The 17,045-nt window shown below is 36.0% G+C and carries 14 protein-coding genes and 1 pseudogene; 12 read left to right on the plus strand and 3 right to left on the minus strand.

The genetic code is table 11. The annotated features are described in order from the left end of the window. Positions 1 to 135: 135 nt before the first annotated feature. Positions 136 to 2,523, plus strand: a complete 2,388-nt coding sequence (gene ppsA, locus M947_RS19690; RefSeq protein ID WP_021287847.1) for a phosphoenolpyruvate synthase — start codon at positions 136 to 138, stop codon at positions 2,521 to 2,523. A gap of 6 nt (positions 2,524 to 2,529) precedes the next feature. Here ppsA and M947_RS19695 read toward each other — a convergent pair whose 3' ends face one another. After that, on the minus strand, positions 2,530 to 5,094 hold the full coding sequence (locus M947_RS19695; RefSeq protein WP_021287848.1) for a cation-translocating P-type ATPase: 2,565 nt from the start codon (positions 5,092 to 5,094) through the stop codon (positions 2,530 to 2,532). Positions 5,095 to 5,369: 275 nt separating this feature from the next. Here M947_RS19695 and M947_RS19700 point away from each other — a divergent pair, with 275 nt between their 5' ends. From M947_RS19700 to M947_RS19720, 5 genes are all read left to right on the plus strand, one after another. Next, positions 5,370 to 5,639 carry a hypothetical protein gene (locus tag M947_RS19700; RefSeq protein WP_021287849.1) on the plus strand — a complete coding sequence of 90 codons (270 nt, stop codon included), beginning with the start codon at positions 5,370 to 5,372 and terminating at the stop codon, positions 5,637 to 5,639. 55 nt (positions 5,640 to 5,694) lie between these two features. Further along, complete coding sequence (locus M947_RS19705) at positions 5,695 to 6,978, plus strand: hypothetical protein (protein ID WP_021287850.1); 1,284 nt, start codon at positions 5,695 to 5,697, stop codon at positions 6,976 to 6,978. 173 nt (positions 6,979 to 7,151) lie between these two features. Continuing rightward, positions 7,152 to 8,024 carry a metal ABC transporter substrate-binding protein gene (locus M947_RS19710; protein ID WP_021287851.1) on the plus strand — a complete coding sequence of 291 codons (873 nt, stop codon included), beginning with the start codon at positions 7,152 to 7,154 and terminating at the stop codon, positions 8,022 to 8,024. After that, positions 8,021 to 8,776, plus strand: a complete 756-nt coding sequence (locus M947_RS19715; protein ID WP_021287852.1) for a metal ABC transporter permease — start codon at positions 8,021 to 8,023, stop codon at positions 8,774 to 8,776. The genes M947_RS19710 and M947_RS19715 overlap by 4 nt, the downstream gene beginning before the upstream one ends. Next, complete coding sequence (locus tag M947_RS19720) at positions 8,766 to 9,071, plus strand: hypothetical protein (RefSeq protein WP_021287853.1); 306 nt, start codon at positions 8,766 to 8,768, stop codon at positions 9,069 to 9,071. The genes M947_RS19715 and M947_RS19720 overlap by 11 nt, the downstream gene beginning before the upstream one ends. Here M947_RS19720 and M947_RS19725 read toward each other — a convergent pair. Then, positions 9,068 to 10,093, minus strand: a complete 1,026-nt coding sequence (locus tag M947_RS19725) for a sensor domain-containing diguanylate cyclase (RefSeq protein WP_021287854.1) — start codon at positions 10,091 to 10,093, stop codon at positions 9,068 to 9,070. The genes M947_RS19720 and M947_RS19725 overlap by 4 nt on opposite strands. A 137-nt stretch (positions 10,094 to 10,230) precedes the next feature. Between M947_RS19725 and M947_RS19730 the strand changes: the two genes are divergently transcribed. Next, positions 10,231 to 11,040 (plus strand): mechanosensitive ion channel family protein, encoded by an 810-nt coding sequence (locus M947_RS19730; RefSeq protein WP_021287855.1) that lies wholly within the window; start codon positions 10,231 to 10,233, stop codon positions 11,038 to 11,040. A gap of 9 nt (positions 11,041 to 11,049) precedes the next feature. After that, positions 11,050 to 11,937: a DUF481 domain-containing protein gene (locus M947_RS19735; protein ID WP_021287856.1), complete on the plus strand. Its 888-nt coding sequence runs from the start codon at positions 11,050 to 11,052 to the stop codon at positions 11,935 to 11,937. Between the two features lie 271 nt (positions 11,938 to 12,208). On the opposite strand, the gene M947_RS19740 is transcribed toward M947_RS19735, so the two are convergent. After that, positions 12,209 to 13,321 carry an MFS transporter gene (locus tag M947_RS19740; RefSeq protein ID WP_021287857.1) on the minus strand — a complete coding sequence of 371 codons (1,113 nt, stop codon included), beginning with the start codon at positions 13,319 to 13,321 and terminating at the stop codon, positions 12,209 to 12,211. A 109-nt stretch (positions 13,322 to 13,430) separates the two neighbouring features. Between M947_RS19740 and M947_RS19745 the strand changes: the two genes are divergently transcribed. The 4 genes and pseudogenes from M947_RS19745 to M947_RS19755 all read left to right on the plus strand — a co-directional run bounded on the left by M947_RS19745 (position 13,431) and on the right by M947_RS19755 (position 16,985). Beyond that, positions 13,431 to 13,916: a PAS domain-containing protein gene (locus M947_RS19745; RefSeq protein WP_021287858.1), complete on the plus strand. Its 486-nt coding sequence runs from the start codon at positions 13,431 to 13,433 to the stop codon at positions 13,914 to 13,916. Between the two features lie 292 nt (positions 13,917 to 14,208). After that, positions 14,209 to 14,868 (plus strand): annotated as a pseudogene (locus tag M947_RS23865) (methyl-accepting chemotaxis protein); the annotation flags it as partial. Positions 14,869 to 14,994: 126 nt separating this feature from the next. Further along, positions 14,995 to 15,324: a CZB domain-containing protein gene (locus tag M947_RS23870; RefSeq protein ID WP_425425642.1), complete on the plus strand. Its 330-nt coding sequence runs from the start codon at positions 14,995 to 14,997 to the stop codon at positions 15,322 to 15,324. A 161-nt stretch (positions 15,325 to 15,485) separates the two neighbouring features. Beyond that, positions 15,486 to 16,985 carry a B12-binding domain-containing radical SAM protein gene (locus tag M947_RS19755; protein WP_021287860.1) on the plus strand — a complete coding sequence of 500 codons (1,500 nt, stop codon included), beginning with the start codon at positions 15,486 to 15,488 and terminating at the stop codon, positions 16,983 to 16,985. Positions 16,986 to 17,045 lie beyond the last annotated feature (60 nt).

Genomic DNA, 17,045 nt, shown 5'->3' on the forward strand with positions numbered 1-17,045 from the left:
CAGGATGACAGGCTGATTGTTCAGGATGACGCATCTTTTGTCATTCCAAGTAGAGTTTGGTCTAGGAGAAGTAGCGTAAAGTATATAATACGGTTATAATATATACGCAAACACCTTTTTTATGGAGATAAAGTCATGAGATATATTCGTTTTTTTAATTCACTTACTATAAACGATATCGCGATTGTTGGCGGTAAAAATGCTTCTCTTGGTGAGATGTATAAGATGCTAACACCAAAAGGGATAAATGTTCCTGATGGTTTTGCAACAACGAGTGAGGCCTACTGGTTACTTTTAGAAGAGAACAACATAAAACAAAAGATAGAAGAAGCTCTTAGCGGTTTAGATATCTCAGACACTCTAAACCTACAAAAACGCGGTCTTGAAGTTCGCAGACTTATTTTAAACTCAAAACTGCCTAAAATACTTGAAGATGAACTCACAGAGGCTTATGCTACTCTCTCAAAAGAGTATAACTCAGATGCAGTTGATGTAGCTGTTCGCTCTTCTGGAACGGCAGAAGATTTGCCAGACGCCTCTTTTGCTGGACAACAAGAGACTTTTTTAAATATCTCTTCGCCAGAGGCACTACTTCAAAGCGTACATAAGTGTTTTGCTTCACTCTTTACCGATCGTGCTATTAGCTACAGAGAGAGTCGTGGATTTAACCACTTTAAGGTTGCTCTCTCAGTTGGAGTACAAAAGATGGTACGAAGTGATAACTCTTCAAGTGGTATCATGTTTACTATAGACACAGAAACAGGTTCAGAGGATTTAATCCTTATAAACTCCATCTGGGGTTTGGGCGAAAATGTTGTTAGTGGACGTGTAAATGCAGATGAGTTTTTTGTCTTTAAACCTACTCTTAGAAATGGTATAAACACTATTATAAAACGCTCTTTAGGTAGCAAAAAAGAGAAGATGCTCTACGGTGAGTATGGAGTTAAAACGCTAAACATAGAAACCTCTCAAGCTGAACAAAACAGTTTTTCTATAACAGATGATGAAGTTATGGATTTAGCAAAACAAGCACTAATTATAGAAGACCATTACAAACGACCTATGGATATAGAGTGGGCAAAAGACGCAAACGACGGCAAACTCTACATAGTCCAAGCACGACCTGAGACTGTTCAAAGTAAAGAGCAAGACCCAGCATGCATAAAAAAGTACTCTCTAAATATCACTCCAGATGCAAAGATACTCACACAAGGGCGAGCAGTCGGAGAGAAGATTGGCATCGGCAAAGTCAACATCATAAACAATACCTCTGAATTTGCTCACTTTAAGGAGGGAGATGTGCTAGTCGCTGATACTACAAACCCTGATTGGGAACCTATCATGAAAAAGGCTTCTGCTGTTGTTACAAACAGAGGAAGTCGTACCTGTCATGCAGCTATTGTAGCTAGAGAGATTGGAGTACCTGCGGTTGTCGGATGTACTAACGCCACAGATGTTTTACAAAACGATGTTAGTGTTACCGTTAGTTGTATCCAAGGGGATGAGGGTTATATCTATGAGGGAGAACTCTCTTATGAGACAGAGATTATAGATATGAGTTCACTCAAAGATACAAAAACAAAACTCTATATGAATATAGGCAATCCAGCAGAAGCTTTTAACTTTGCAAAGATGCCAAATGACGGTGTCGGGCTTGCACGTATGGAGTTCATAATGAGCCACTCCATCAACGCTCATCCAATGGCTTTAGTAAATATGCAAAAGGGAGGTTCTGTAAAAGATGAGAAAAAGATTCGCTCCTTTATGTCTCCATACACAGATGCAAAGAAGTTTTTCCTAGATAAACTAAGCGAGGGTGTTAGTACTATTGCCGCTGCTTTTTACCCAAAACCAGTTATCATCCGAACAAGTGATTTTAAAAGCAACGAGTATAGAAATATGCTTGGTGGTTTAGAGTATGAAGCTTTTGAAGAAAACCCTATGATAGGCTTTCGTGGAGCTAGTAGATATTATGATGATAGCTACAAAGAAGCCTTTGAGTGGGAGTGTAAGGCGATAAAGAGTGCAAGAGATGATATGGGACTAACAAACATAAAGATTATGATTCCATTTGTAAGAACTCCCGAGGAAGGAAAAAAAGTTATAAGCATTATGAACTCAAAAGGTTTAGTTCAAGGCGAAAATGGACTTGAGATCTACGCAATGTGTGAAATACCGGCAAATGTCATACTAGCAGATGAGTTTTTAAAAGTCTTTGATGGTTATAGCATCGGCTCAAATGATTTAACACAACTAGTTCTAGGAGTTGACAGAGAAAGTGCCTTGATAGCCCATATATTTGATGAGAGAAATGAGGCAGTTAAGCGTATGTTACAAATGGCTATAGAGGCTTGTAAAAAGGCTAATAAGTACATTGGCATCTGCGGTCAAGCTCCATCTGACTATCCTGAAATAACAGAGTTTTTAGTCAAACACGGTATTGATTCCATCTCCTTAAATCCTGATTCTATTTACAAGATGCATAAGATTGTAAGTGATTTGGAGAGTAGGCTAAGAGAGTAATAGTTCTCAAAGCTTAGCTCTTAGGACTCTCTCTATCTCCATAACAACAATAAGAATTATGGCTACAAACAATAAAGTTCCCCACATTTTTAGACTAACGGGTTGAATATTTAAAATAGACTGCATAAAAGGGTTGTGCATAGATGCTATATGTATAGCTTGTGCAAAGATGACTGATATCCATAAAAATCTGTTTTTGCTATGGTCTATTTTAAAGATAGAGTAATTTTCACTACGAGAGTTAAATACGTGTACATTCTCAAAAAGAACCATCAAAAGCAGCGTTAAGTTTCTTGCATTGTCCTCTTCATAACCAAACTCAAGTAGTGTATAAAAAACTGCAAAGGCTGATATACCCATATATAAACCACCAACTACAACTCTGCTAATCATTATTTTGTTAAAGATAGGTTCTTTTGGATCACGAGCTTTTCTCTTTAGCACGCCAGGTTCCGCCTTTTCAAGTCCAAGAGCTACATCTTGAATACCGTTTGTTACTAGGTTTAGCCATAAAAGTTGCACTGGCAAAAGAGGAATAGGTGTAAAAAATATTATCGAGAGTACTATAAGAATTATCTCTGCAAAACCTGTAGATATGAGAAGATGAATAACTTTTCTTATATTATCATAAGCAACTCTACCTTCTTCTATACCGTTGACAATAGAACCAAAGGAATCATCACTCAAAATCAAGTCACTTGACTCTCTTGCAACATCAGTCCCACTTTTACCCATAGATATACCTATGTTAGCAAACTTAAGTGCTGGAACATCATTTACACCATCTCCTGTAACAGCTACGAAGTGACCTAACTCTTGAAAAGTTTTTACGATGAGTTGTTTTTGTTCAGGTGAAACTCTTGCAAAAACGCGCTTTTGAGCAATTTCCTCTTTTGGAGCACCTCTTTCTTGCCAGCGGGAGATTTCTAAGCCATCAATTACTTCATCATTATCTATGGCTATATTTAGCTCTTTTGCTATATAAAATGCAGTATTTGGATGATCGCCAGTTACCATTATCACACCTATACCAGCATTTTGAGCTGTAGTTACAGCATCTGCCACTCCATCTCTGAGTGGGTCAATAATCGCAGCAAAGCCTAGATAAGTATATCCGCTTTTAGAAATTTTCTTTTCATCACTAACTTTATAGCCTAAAGCTATATTTCTAAAACCTTTTGCTGCCCATAAATCTACCTGCTCATTAAAAGATTTTTTATCTTCATCTCTGAGGTCACACTTAGAGAGTATAATCTCTGGTGAACCTTTTATAAAATGTACTGTTTTAGCATCAATTTTATATGCAACACCTGAAAATTTATTCTGCGGTTCGTATGGCATTATATCGATAAGCGTGGCTCTGTTTTTTAGTTCATTTAATGATTTATTTATATTTAACGCATATCTTGCCAAAGCGACATCAACCTGATCACCCATAAAACTAAACTCATCATCTACAATCTCATAGTTTGATTCGTTACATAAAATAGAGCAATAAAGAACTTCTTCATTTATAAACTCATTTGCCTTGTAAGCTTTATCAGGTGCTACAAAATGTTCAACACTAAGGCGATTTTGCGTCATAGTGCCTGTCTTATCACTAGCTATCAAAGTACAAGAACCAAGCCCCTCTATGGCTGATAGTTTTCGTACAATGACATTACGCTTACTCATTGAAGAGCTAGCTACACTAAGCGCAACAGTAATAGCTACTGGAAGACCTTCAGGAATAGTTGAGACCGCCATAGCTACACTAAGAAAAAATATCTCCTTAAGTGATACTTCTTGATAAATCCCCATGAAAACGAGTAACAATACTATAACACCTATAATTTTGGCTATATTTAATGAAAACTTTTCCATTCTTAAAACTAAGGGTGGTTTTGTTGTACCATCAGAAGCTAGAAATGAAGCGATTTTACCCACCTCTGTCTGATTAGCAACTGCTGTAACTACACCAGTTCCACGACCTTTTGTAACCATAGAACCTGCAAAAAGCATATTTTTTCTATCACCGATAGGCTCATTTGTATCTGTTGAAATATAAGAAGCATCTTTATTTACATCTATGGACTCTCCTGTTAAAAGAGATTCATCCAAATATAAATCAATGGCATCTATAAGACGTACATCTGTAGGCACTTTTACGCCTGACTCGAAAAAGACTATATCACCAACTGTTACATCTTCACTTAGTAGTTTTACGTGTTTAGAGTCTCTAAGCACACTTACGTAAGTCTTTAAAACTTTTTTAAGAGCATCTGCTTTTTGACCCGCTGTATACTCTTGGTATGCTCCGATTATTGCATTAATTAAAAGTACAGCTAAGATAAATCCTGCATCAGTAAACTCTTTAATTGCAAAAGAGACTATCGCAGCTATTAAAAGTACATAAATTATCGGACTTTTAAACTGCTCTAAAAGAATGATGGGAAGGGTTCGTTTTTTAGCATCTGGTAGGGAGTTCTTTCCGTAGTGTTGAATGCGTTGTTTTGCCTCACTACTTGATAATCCATCAGATGTACAATCTAAGTCTTTTAAGCTTTGTTCAGCAGTTTTAGTATAGAACATAAGGCAGTCTTATACCAACGTCATTTCTTTTTTTTCTTAGAAATTTTTTCTAACTTATCTTTTTTCTTATCCATGATTCTATTTCCTTTATTTACCTGTATCCTAAATCAAATTAACTTAATTTAACCTATATTCTACGGGCAATGTAAGTATATCTTCTATCTTACTCTTTTTACACTTCATGAGACTCCACACCAAGTGCAAAATATTATAATTTTCACATTAATTTTCTAAAAGGATGAGAGTAAGTATCAAAATCTGCTATAATTTCATTTATGAAACTAAGACTGCTGATATCATTTTTATTTATCATTGCTACAACTGTTACTGCTATACATGAGTTAGAACATATTGGTCATGAACATGATAGCTCTACATGTCAAGTTTGTATAGTTGACAATCACTCGGTTTCAGCTGATATCATCGATGATTTCACTGAGATAGAGATTGTAAAATTTAGCGAAATTAGTTCCACTCTTTTAGTCAAACTCACACATACAAAAGATCACTCATACCAGACTCGCGCACCTCCATTTAACTCCTAAAACAAAAAAATTACAATTATTACAACTATAAAAAATTATACTAATTAGGACAGTTATGAAAAAAATACTACTATCAAGCACGCTTTGTGCAGTTATGGCTTTTGGTGCGGCAGATGTGCTGCCAAGTGAAAAAAGAACTTTTGCTCAGTCAAAGTTTATACCAGATATCTCTTTAATTATGGATATGTCTTATGTAAATAGAAGCGTAGATGACAATGAGGCCCAACATCTTGAGGTGCCAGGGGTTGCTCATGGACTCTTAGGCTCTCACTCCCACGGTTCAGACAATCACGCAACTTACAATGCAAGCAATGGCTTTAACCTAAACTATGCAGAGCTTGTTCTCTCAAGCTCTGTTGATCCATTTTTTACTATGGATGGAGTTTTTCACTTTAGCGAAAATGGAGTAGAGATAGAAGAGCTTTTCTTTACATCTACAGCTTTGGGCTATGGTACAAGAGTAAAGGGTGGAAAGTTTAACTCAAACTTTGGTTATCTAAATGAGCAACACCATCACTACTGGGATTTTGCAGATATGCCTCTCGTTTATGAGTCTTTTTTAGGGATGCATGGTATCAATGAAAAAGGAGTCCAGCTACAATGGACAGCTCCAACCTCTACTTACTTGATGCTAGGAGCCGAGATCCTTCAAGGCGAAAATGAGCAGATGTTTGGAAATGAGGAGATAGACTTAACCAAGATAAACGCTACTGCATCTTTAGAAAAAACAAGTGCAGCAGATGCGCCATCACTCTTTGTTACCTATGCTAAAACATCTTTTGATATCCAAGACACTACAATCTTAGCAGGACTCTCTTATGCTTGGGGAGAATCAAGAATAGACCATACTGAAGATGAAGAGAGCCCTCACGCAATTAGTGCTGACTCTAAGATATATGGAGCTGACTTGGTTATCAAGCACTATTTTGACTCTTACAGCTCCCTAAAGTGGCAAAGTGAGTGGATGATGCGTGATATGGATGGAATTTTGTATGCAAATTCGGGAGGAGCTTTTAAAGCCTCAGATCTGACTAAAAAGCAAGCAGGACTATACTCTCAACTTGTTTATGCGTATAATCAAAACTGGAAGGTTGGCGCTAGATATGATACTATCTATCAAAATGATGTTAAAGTAAATGGACAAGATAGAAATATGCCAACTAACATGGACAAGTACTCTGCAATGCTAGAGTACTCAACAAGTGAGTTTGCAAGATTTAGGCTACAGTATGACCATAATAACGCTCTGTTCAATGAAGATAATGTTAGGCAAAATATAGATACTATTATCTTTCAAGTAAACATCTCCATAGGTGCTCACGGAGCGCATAGTTTTTAATTTAATCCTCTGATTAAGTTATAAACTAGATTCCGTGTCAAGCACGGAATGACGGTAAGGCCATTGAGTCCAATACGGTAAGGCCATTGAGTCCAATACGGTAAGGCCATTGAGGCCAATGAAGCTAGCCTTGCTCTGCAAGGCAGAAATAATAGTCTGCAAAAGGAACAAGAATGAATAAATTTTTACTACTACTATTACCATTATCGCTTTTTGCTCATCTAAATATCGCAGTTAGTTATCCATATATTGGGGCTATAACAAAAGCTGTTGGTGGTGATCATATAAATAGCATAGTTTTGGCAAAAGGGAACTGGGATCCACACTTTGTGGTTCCTCGTCCTTCGCTTATCTCAAAAGTGAGAAACGCAGATGCGCTTATTATGAATGGTGCTCAGTTAGAGATTGGTTGGTTACCTCCTCTAATGGATAGAGCTGCAAACCCTAAAGTAAAGGTAGGCGCTAGCACATTTTTAAATCTCTCTCATCATGTAGAACTTTTGCATAAGCCAGCTACAGTTGACCGCTCAGGTGGAGATGTGCATCCTGATGGAAATCCTCACTTTCATCTAAATCCAAAAAACATTCTCACACTTGCAAAAACAATAGAGGAGTTTTTAATCTCAATAGACAAAGATCATAGCAGTGTTTATAAGAAAAACTACATAGAGTTTGAGAAAATGTGGAGTGCTAAGATAGAGGAGTGGAAGCTTAAGATGGCAGATAAAAAGGGCAAAAAGGTTATACAGTTTCATGATAATCTAGCTTATTTTAACGATGCTTATGGACTCATAAACATTGGAACCATCGAGCCATTGCCGGGGATACCGCCATCATCAAGACACACTATTGGGCTTATCGAACTTATAAAACAAGAGAAGCCTTGTTGCATCTTGCACGATGTATATCACTCAACAAAAACTGCTAAGTTTATATCATCAAAGAGTGGGATTGAGATAGTGTTAATGCCTCATGATATTGAAGCATTAGAGAGCATACAAGACTTAAGCTCACTCTTTGACTACCTAACAAGTGCTATAAAATGAGTGATATTTTACTAGTTCCCATAGCTCTAGTTATCGTGCTTGTTATGATGCACTCTTGGTTTGGTATGGGCATTTTAAAGCGTGGCATCATCTTTACAGATTTGGCCATCGCTCAGTTTGCAGCTCTTGGCTCTTCTGTTAGCCTTGGCTATTTTCATGAAGAGTATTTTTATCTGCTCACTCTAAGCTTCGCTCTTCTTAGTGCTTTTCTGATAGCCATAGCCTCTCAAAAAAAGTTACAACTTGAGGCTTTTATAGGACTTCTCTATGTGCTTGGAGCTAGTGGGATTATGATGGTCTTATCTCACTCTGCTGAGGGGATGGAGCATTTCAAGTCACTGCTTGCTAGTGATATATTATTTACTCCACCATCAGAGGTTCTAAAGAGTACGCTTATTTATGCTCTTATCGCCCTTGTTTTATGGAAGATTTATCCGAAAACAAGTGGCTTTTTAAAAGAGCTGATGTTTTTTTCACTATTGGCTCTTACAGTTACCTCTTCAGTTTCACTAGCTGGTGTTTTAGTGGTTTTTGTTTTACTTATTGCACCTGCTTTGGTCTCTTTATCACTAAAGTTAAAACGAGTCTATCTTGGTAGTTTTGTCTTTGGTTGGTTTTTTAGCATAAGTGCAATTCTTATCTCTTACTACTATGATTTGCCAACTGGATATAGCATTGTCTTTTTGGGTGCACTACTGAGTTGCGTTATAATCCTCTTTAGTTCAAAAAAAGCGAGCGACAATGATATTTAGTGATGAGTGGACACAAAAAGAGTTTTTAGAGAACAAAAAGCTTCTTGAGGAGCAGGGTATAAAGGTCTTGCTAATCGATACTATTTTATCTCCTATAGATAAAGTTGACACCGTAGTCTATAATCCATTTCTTTTAAAAGAGGAGCCTGAGGGGAGTGTTTTTGTCTTTTACTGCGACACAGGAAAGGCAACCCTTGATAGGCTCGAAGAGTACAGAGCTAAGTTTCCTAAGCATCACTGCATCTCACTAAAAGGTGGACGCGGTTACTGGCGAAAAAATATGACACTACTTTAGTACTTTACACTCACCATATTTCTTCCATTTTCTTTTGAGATATAGAGTGCTTCATCTGCCTTTTTTATAACCGCATCTGAGTTTTTATCTTTTGATCTATACTGAGAAACCCCGAAACTACAGGTTAGTTTTTTGATTATAGGAAACTCATGCTCTTGTATAGCAACTCTTAATTTTTGAGCTACTATATAGGCTTGATCCATGTCTGATTTAGGGCATATTATGAGAAACTCTTCTCCACCCCAGCGACCTAAAACATCTGTTTGTCTTATTTTTGAGTTTAAAATCTCCACAACACTTATAAGGATTTTATCTCCAACATCGTGTCCATAGTTGTCGTTGATAAGTTTAAATTTGTCTATATCTATGATAATAACCGAGTAAATCTCTCCATATCTGTTAGCTCTTTGTGTCTCTTTTGCTAAGATATTTTCTAGATGGAGTCTGTTATATGTTTGTGTTAGTTTATCTGTTATAGAGAGCTTTTGAGCATATTTTTTATCTGTAATATCTTGACGAATAGCACTATAACCCTCTATCTCTCCATACTTGTTTATGATGGGTGTGATGGTTACTTCTATCCAGTAAGCTTTGCCCGCTTTGTTTATGTTTTTAAGTTCACCTTTATATACTTCACCTTGAGTTATAGTTTGCCAAAGTTTCTTAAAGACTGCTCTTGGAGTGTCTGGATGTTTAAAAATTCTGTGATTTTTTCCTATTAGCTCTTCTTTTGTGTAACCTGTTAGTTTGCATAGTGCCTCGCTAACATAAGTAATATTACCTTTTTTATCGCTATAAGAGATAAGCACATGCTTGTCTATGATGTCTATGTTTTGTTGTAGATTTTTTGAGTACTCTTCAATGATGCTGTATCTGTATAGAACAAATATAAGCGCTAAAACTATAAAACCTAAAATAAGCCAATATGTAAGCGAAGAACCACTCTCCTCTACACCGGCATATAGAGGAGAAAGTATTAAAAATAGTAATCCAATTTTATAAATAAAAATATTTTCTCTCATGTACTATTGTACATCTTATTATCATAAAATCACTTTAACTTTATCTTGATTTTGCATAATTGTCTCTAAAAAAGGCAAAACAGAGCAAGCTCACTATAATTTTGCTATAATTCCAAAATTTTTACAAAAGGCGTGAGATGGAGATATCAAAATATATTGATATGATGCTTGTTTATTTGAGCCAGTATGGCTTAAAAGTCATTGCCGCTATACTCATTTTTTTTATTGGAAAATGGGCAATTAAAAAGCTTACAGCATTAAGTAAAAGTCTCCTAATAAAAGCAAAAGTTGATGATACCTTAGTAGAGTTTGCAGATAGTATTATGTACTTTTCGCTGCTTGTGGTTGTGGTACTTAGCTCTTTAAATGCTCTAGGGATAGACACAACTTCTTTTCTTGCGATACTCGGTGCCGCATCTTTGGCAGTTGGTTTAGCACTTAAAGACTCACTCTCAAATATTGGTTCGGCAGTCCTTATCATAGTCTTTCGCCCATTTAAGGTTGGGGACTTTATAGATGCTGGAGGGGCTAGTGGAACGGTAGAAGATATAAATCTCTTCTCAACAACCATCTCGCCTGCTGATAATAGAACCATCACGGTACCAAACTCAGCTATTACAAAATCAAACATAACCAACTACTCAAAAAAAAGTACTCGCCGACTTAGTCATACTTTTGGCATTGGTTATGATGATGATTTGAAGCTTGCAAAAGAGATTTTGATGCAGATTATGCTGGATGATAAGCGAATCTTAAGAGAGCCTGCTCCATTTGTAGCAGTTAGCGAACTAGCAGATTCTAGCATAAATCTTATTTTTCGTGCATGGACAAAAACAGAGGACTATTGGAGCGTGTATTATGATTCATTAGAGACAGTAAAACTTACATTTGATGAGAAGGGTATATCCATACCTTATCCTCAATTAGATGTTCACACTCAAAGATAAAGGAAAGATTTGAAGAAAATTGTACTAGGTTTAGTAGTGACAAGTTCGCTCATTATAGCATCACAAGAGGGTATAAGTGAAGAAGAGTTAAAGGCTAGGATAGTCGAGGCAAAGGCAGAAAAAAAAGCAATTATAGATAAGATAAATAGCTTACAATCACAGCTTCCATATACAAAACTTGTAGCCCGTGCAGAGTTAGGACTTATGCAAACTAAAGGAAATACAAATACTGATACATTTAATTTAGATTTGAATGTAAAAAAGGGTTGGAGCAGATTGCATCTTGTAGAGTTTTCTATTGATGCTCAGTATGCAACAGATGATAATGTTGAGACTAAAAATAAATATACAACTGAGCTAGGGTATAGCTACTTGTTAACAAGTAGACTATCTGCAACGTATTTATTTGGGTTTAAACAAGATAAATTTTCAGGTTATAACTATCAGCTCTATACAGGTCCAGGTCTTAAATATACTTTTATAAAAAAAGAGAACCATAAACTTACCTTTGAGGGGAGTGTGCTTTTTTCAGAGGATAGCGTAGAAGATACTGAGTATGATGCAACTGGTGCTACCATATCCTATCCAAACCCTGATAATATTGCAGTGGCAAGAGTTGAGAATGGAGAGATAGATAGATATGGTTCATACAGAATCAAAGGTGTTTATGGTTGGCAAGTCTTTTCAAACTTAAAATTTGATCAAGATATCTCATATAGATCAGAGATTGAAGACTCTAGCGTATTTTTTGTTACTTCAAAGAGTGCACTCTCTAGCAAATTTAACTCTACTTTTTCAGCAGGTATAAGCTACAAAGTTGACTATGTAAACTCTCCGCCAGAGGGCAAAAAAAACACAGATAAAACTTTCACTGTTAACGTGATTATGGACTATTAGTGGGGTTTTTTACTCCTGACTTTTTTGTAGCTCTAACAAGAGATTCCGTGTCAAGCACGGAATGACGGTGGGGAGGCATCATCCTGAGATAGATTCATCATCATCCTGAGCTAGATTCATCATCATCCTGAACTTGATTCATCGTCATCCTGAACTTGATTCATCGTCATCCTGAGCCAGACTCATCGTTATCCTAAATTCTAAAGAAACATTTTTGCATAGCAAAAAGCGATTCTATTGTCTTGATTGGGGATCTATTTTAGTTTTACAACTAGATTTTACTGCTAGTTAGAGTTTTTCTGCTCCATAGATAGATAAACCAAGATGCCAAAAGTGCTATAAAAGTTGAACTTAAAAAGAGGTATCTTGGGAACAGCTCATAAACATATCCAGCATACAAAGCACCCACAAACCCACCTAAACCATAAGTGATGCCAGAGAAGAACTGTTGCGCTAGAGCCTTGTGCTTATAGAGATAAAACAAGTAGCTGATGGCCGCGGAGTGAAAGAGCGCAAAGCTAAGAGCGTGGAGTAGTTGAGATAAGAAGAGCATCACAAGATTTTGTGGAAACAAGAATAGTAAAAACCATCTCAGAGCAGTTGCAAAAGTTGTGATTTTTAAGATCAAAAGCAGATTTTTACGCAAAAATCTAGCTTGATAATAGAGCATAACTATTTCTGCTAGTACACCAAAACTCCAAAGATATATGGTCATATCTAAAGAGATGCCATGATCTGTTTCATAGATAGTAAAAAAGTTGTAAAAGGGACCAAAACTAACTTGCATAAGCGTTAGCCCCAGCCATAACTTCCAGTCAGTCAAAAGGTTTATGTCATTTGTTTGTTGTGCATATTCTTTTGTATTTGTAGAAGTGCTCCTAGCTATGACAAAAGCCACAAGAGCAGTTAAAGAAGCAAATACAAGCAAATAATTTAGGGCAATCTGTGGGGAACTCAAGTACTTAACCAAAACAAGTGCAACAAAGATAAAACCAATAGAGCCAAAGAGCCTAATCTTTCCATAGCGCTCTTTTTTCATAGTATCTAGGGAGATAACTTCAACAAAAGGTAAAATAACACTAAGCCCCATTCCAAGACCAATATTTGAGAACAAGAGTCCATAAAAAGTATCTATGCAAAAATAAAAAGAGATGCTACTTACTAACATGATAAAGATAGCAAGATTAAATGTTTTGTTGTTTAGTTTTAAACCTTTAACAAAGGCAAAGGGGAGCAAAAATCTAACAAGAGGCCCAGCTGCAAAAATAATACCTATTTCACTTGGACTGTAGCTTAGTATAGAGAGAACTTTAGGTAAAAATATAATATATACTCCAATAATTGCAAAGTATAAAAAGTAAAATAGAGAGAGTATAAATTGCATTTTTTAGAGACGTTCCTTGATTGAGATTAAACATTATATCCAAGATATATGCTATAATATTTTTGATACAAGTCAACCAACAAAATTACACAGAAGGGAGAGACTTTTTATGATAAAAGAGTTAAAAGAAGATGATTTTATTGTCTCAAAAACTGATCTAAAGGGTCGTTTAACCTATACTAATAAAATATTTATAGATATATCTGAATATAGTGAATCAGAACTGCTGGGCAAGCCGCATAATATTTTAAGACATCCTGATATGCCAAAGGCTATTTTTAAATATTTATGGGAGACAATACCTCAAAAAAAAGAGGTATTTGCTTTTATTATAAATAGAACAAAAAATGATAATGCTTACTGGGTCTATGCTAATATTACTGCATCGATTGATGAAAAAGGTAATATCATAGGCTACTACTCAGTTAGAAGAAAACCAAATCCAAAAGCACTTGAGTCCATCATTGAACTATACAAAAAGATGATAGAAGTTGAGAAAAGTAGTGGTGTTGATGCTTCGTTTGAAGTTTTGACTGATATCTTAAAAGAAAAAGGAGTAAGTTACGATGAATACATCATCTCCCTTCAAGGATAATAGAACCATATTACTATTTGTCGCACTCCTTGGTGTGGCTATTTACGCTTTGATAATATCTGAGTACATCCTAGCTGGAGTTATGATAGCTACTCTAGTGATAGGAGCTTTTGCTCCTTGGAGTAAATCTGATGAATCCTATGATGTGATCGTAGAAGATATTCAAAGAGTTTTAAAAAATGCAGCTCTTGGTAATCTTGAAGATAGAGTAACAAACATTCCTGATAATAATTCTTCAATTTCAAAAAGAGCTTGGGCTTTAAACGATGTCCTAGATCAACTCGAAGCGTTTATGAGAGACACTAAGACAACGATAGAAAATGCTTCTGTTGGAAAGACTTATAGAAAAACTTATTCAGCAGGCTTGCATGGGATATTTCGTTCTACTTCAAGTAGCTTAAATGTTGCAATAACTTCAATAGCAAAGGGTTATGAGACAAAGATAAGAGGAGAGTTAGCACAAAAACTAAGCACACTAGGTGGTGGTATTAGTGCTGGTCTTAATGTTATACAAGAGGATATAAATACTTCTCAAGTAGATGCGAATGAGATAGTTGAAGTTGCTCATAAAACCGCAGAAGAGTCATCAAAAAGCCTTACAAGTGTTGTCGATATCGGTCAAAGACTTAGTTCTCTTTTAGAGCTCATCGGCTCAAGTCATGAGGGTATTGTTAGTCTTGAGGGTCGCTCAAAGGAGATCTCAGAGGTTGTGCGTCTTATAAAAGATATAGCAGACCAAACAAATTTGCTAGCCCTAAATGCGGCTATTGAGGCTGCTCGTGCAGGTGAGCATGGACGAGGTTTTGCCGTAGTTGCAGATGAGGTAAGGAAACTTGCCGAGAGAACTCAAAAAGCAACAACTGAGATAGAGATAAATATCTCAACCTTGCAACAAGATGCAAATGATATGAGAGTAAATTCTGATAATATTTCACAAATTGCACAAGACTCAACCGATGTTATACATGAGTTTAAGGGAACTTTCACAGAGCTAAATTCTCTAGCTGAACACTCATCGGCATTAGCAGTTAAGATTCAAAATCGTCTCTTTACAACTCTAGTTAAAGTTGATCACATCATCTTTAAGTCAAATGCTTACTCAACTGTACTTGAATCAGACAAAACAAGAACTTTTGCAGATCATAAAAATTGTCGCATGGGTAAATGGTATGCACAAACAGGAGAGGAGAGATTTGGGCATACTAAAGCATTTAAAGAGATGGAAGCACCTCATGCTCAGGTCCATGATTCAGTCTTTAAAAATTTAGAGTTTGTTAAAAATGGGACAACACTGAAATTTGACAACCCTAAAGCTATTTTAGAAAACTTTGAGACTATGGAAGAAGCATCTGAAGAGCTCTACACTAAGCTTGACAATATGATAGAAGAGTTTTATGAGAAAGAGTAAATATTTACTTTATGTTAACTTATAATAAATATAATCTCATATCTCAATTGTGTTTCCCCCTTTCATAATCGAGACAAAGAAACTCCTATAAATTTTTTAAACAGACTAAGTTTGCTTCCCCTTTTTTCCTTAGTCTGTTTTGTTTATGATAAACTTCTGATATGATAATCCTAACAACACTCAACTCAAGATATACTCACAGCTCATTTGGACTAAGATACCTCTATGCAAACCTAAAAGAGTTACGCAAAGATGCAAAGATAGTCGAGTTTAGTATCAATGACTCCATACAAACAATAGCTGAAAAACTACTTTTGTACTCTCCAAAAATCATAGGTATAGGTGTCTATATCTGGAATGCTAAAGAGGTACATGAACTAATTGACATCATAAAAAAAGTCTCACCTGAGATAAAGATAGTATTAGGCGGACCAGAGGTCACGCATGAGCCTTTTAGAGTCAACTTTGATGCAGCAGACTTTATAGTTCAAGGCGAGGGAGATATCGCCTTTTATAAGCTTTGTAGAGATATAGTAGATAATAAACCACCACAAAGAGTTATAAAGATGGCTCTACCATCGCTAAAGGAGCTTTGTCTTCCTTATGAGCACTACACAGATGATGATATAAAAAACCGTTATCTATATGTAGAGATCTCAAGAGGCTGTCCTTTCGAGTGTGAGTTTTGCCTCTCATCAATGGATGAGCGTGTTCGTGCTTTTGATTTAGATGCGGTTATGATGGAGTTTGAAAAACTTTGGCAAAGAGGAGCTAGGGCTTTTAAGTTTGTAGATAGAACTTTTAACCTAAATATGAAGAGTGCAAATAGGATTTTAGACTTCTTTTTAGCAAAAGATGAACCTTACTTTGCACACTTTGAAGTTATACCTGATCATTTTCCTGCATCTATAAAAGAGAAAATCAAGCTCTTTAACAAAGGTGCCCTACAACTTGAAATTGGCATACAAACACTTAACCTTGAAGTAGCAAAAAATATCTCAAGACAGCTCAAACTAGATAAGATAAAAGAGAATATCTCATTTTTAGAACATGAGACAGATGCTCATATCCATCTTGACTTGATAGTCGGACTTCCTGGTGAGAGCTTAGAGAGCTTTGGTGCAAATCTTGATGAGCTAGTAGCATTGAGTAGTTGCGAGATACAGATAGGCATACTTAAAAAGCTCTCTGGAACCTTTATAAATAGGCACGACATAGAGCAGGGAATGGTCTATAGCGACACTCCGCCGTACGATATACTAAAAAACAATAAGCTTACTTTTTTTGATATTCAGATCATGAAAAGATTTGCTAGATTTTGGGACTTACTTTATAATAGCTCAAACTTTAATGAGAGTGTAAAGCTTCTTTGGATGGACTCTAATGAGGTCTTTAAAAACTTTTATAACTTTAGTCTATGGATATATACTCAAACAGATTCTACATACAAAATCTCGCTTCAAAGGCAAGGTGAGCTGCTCTTTACATATCTTAAAGATGAGAAAAAACTAAGTGATAAACTTATAGCATCTAAAATGATAAAAGATATGATGAAACTAAAAGGGCGAGCGATACCAGCTTACTTAAAACCTTATGAAAAAGAAAATAAAATAGATGCTAAAGAGGGAACTACTGGGTTTAATAAGAGACAAAATAGATAAACCATACCAATAGAGATATTTTTCTTCCTTACCTCGCTTAACATTAAGAATTGCTTTTGT

Source organism: Sulfurimonas hongkongensis (assembly GCF_000445475.1).
In the GTDB taxonomy this organism is placed as follows: domain Bacteria; phylum Campylobacterota; class Campylobacteria; order Campylobacterales; family Sulfurimonadaceae; genus Sulfurimonas; species Sulfurimonas hongkongensis.

Excerpts from the sequence above, each read along its gene's own strand:
- ppsA (WP_021287847.1), top strand. The coding sequence starts at position 136 with ATGAGATATATTCGTTTTTTTAATTCACTTACTATAAACGATATCGCG.
- M947_RS19695 (WP_021287848.1), bottom strand. The coding sequence starts at position 5,094 with ATGTTCTATACTAAAACTGCTGAACAAAGCTTAAAAGACTTAGATTGT.
- M947_RS19700 (WP_021287849.1), top strand. The coding sequence starts at position 5,370 with ATGAAACTAAGACTGCTGATATCATTTTTATTTATCATTGCTACAACT.
- M947_RS19705 (WP_021287850.1), top strand. The coding sequence starts at position 5,695 with ATGAAAAAAATACTACTATCAAGCACGCTTTGTGCAGTTATGGCTTTT.
- M947_RS19710 (WP_021287851.1), top strand. The coding sequence starts at position 7,152 with ATGAATAAATTTTTACTACTACTATTACCATTATCGCTTTTTGCTCAT.
- M947_RS19715 (WP_021287852.1), top strand. The coding sequence starts at position 8,021 with ATGAGTGATATTTTACTAGTTCCCATAGCTCTAGTTATCGTGCTTGTT.
- M947_RS19720 (WP_021287853.1), top strand. The coding sequence starts at position 8,766 with ATGATATTTAGTGATGAGTGGACACAAAAAGAGTTTTTAGAGAACAAA.
- M947_RS19725 (WP_021287854.1), bottom strand. The coding sequence starts at position 10,093 with ATGAGAGAAAATATTTTTATTTATAAAATTGGATTACTATTTTTAATA.
- M947_RS19730 (WP_021287855.1), top strand. The coding sequence starts at position 10,231 with ATGGAGATATCAAAATATATTGATATGATGCTTGTTTATTTGAGCCAG.
- M947_RS19740 (WP_021287857.1), bottom strand. The coding sequence starts at position 13,321 with ATGCAATTTATACTCTCTCTATTTTACTTTTTATACTTTGCAATTATT.
- M947_RS19745 (WP_021287858.1), top strand. The coding sequence starts at position 13,431 with ATGATAAAAGAGTTAAAAGAAGATGATTTTATTGTCTCAAAAACTGAT.
- M947_RS19755 (WP_021287860.1), top strand. The coding sequence starts at position 15,486 with ATGATAATCCTAACAACACTCAACTCAAGATATACTCACAGCTCATTT.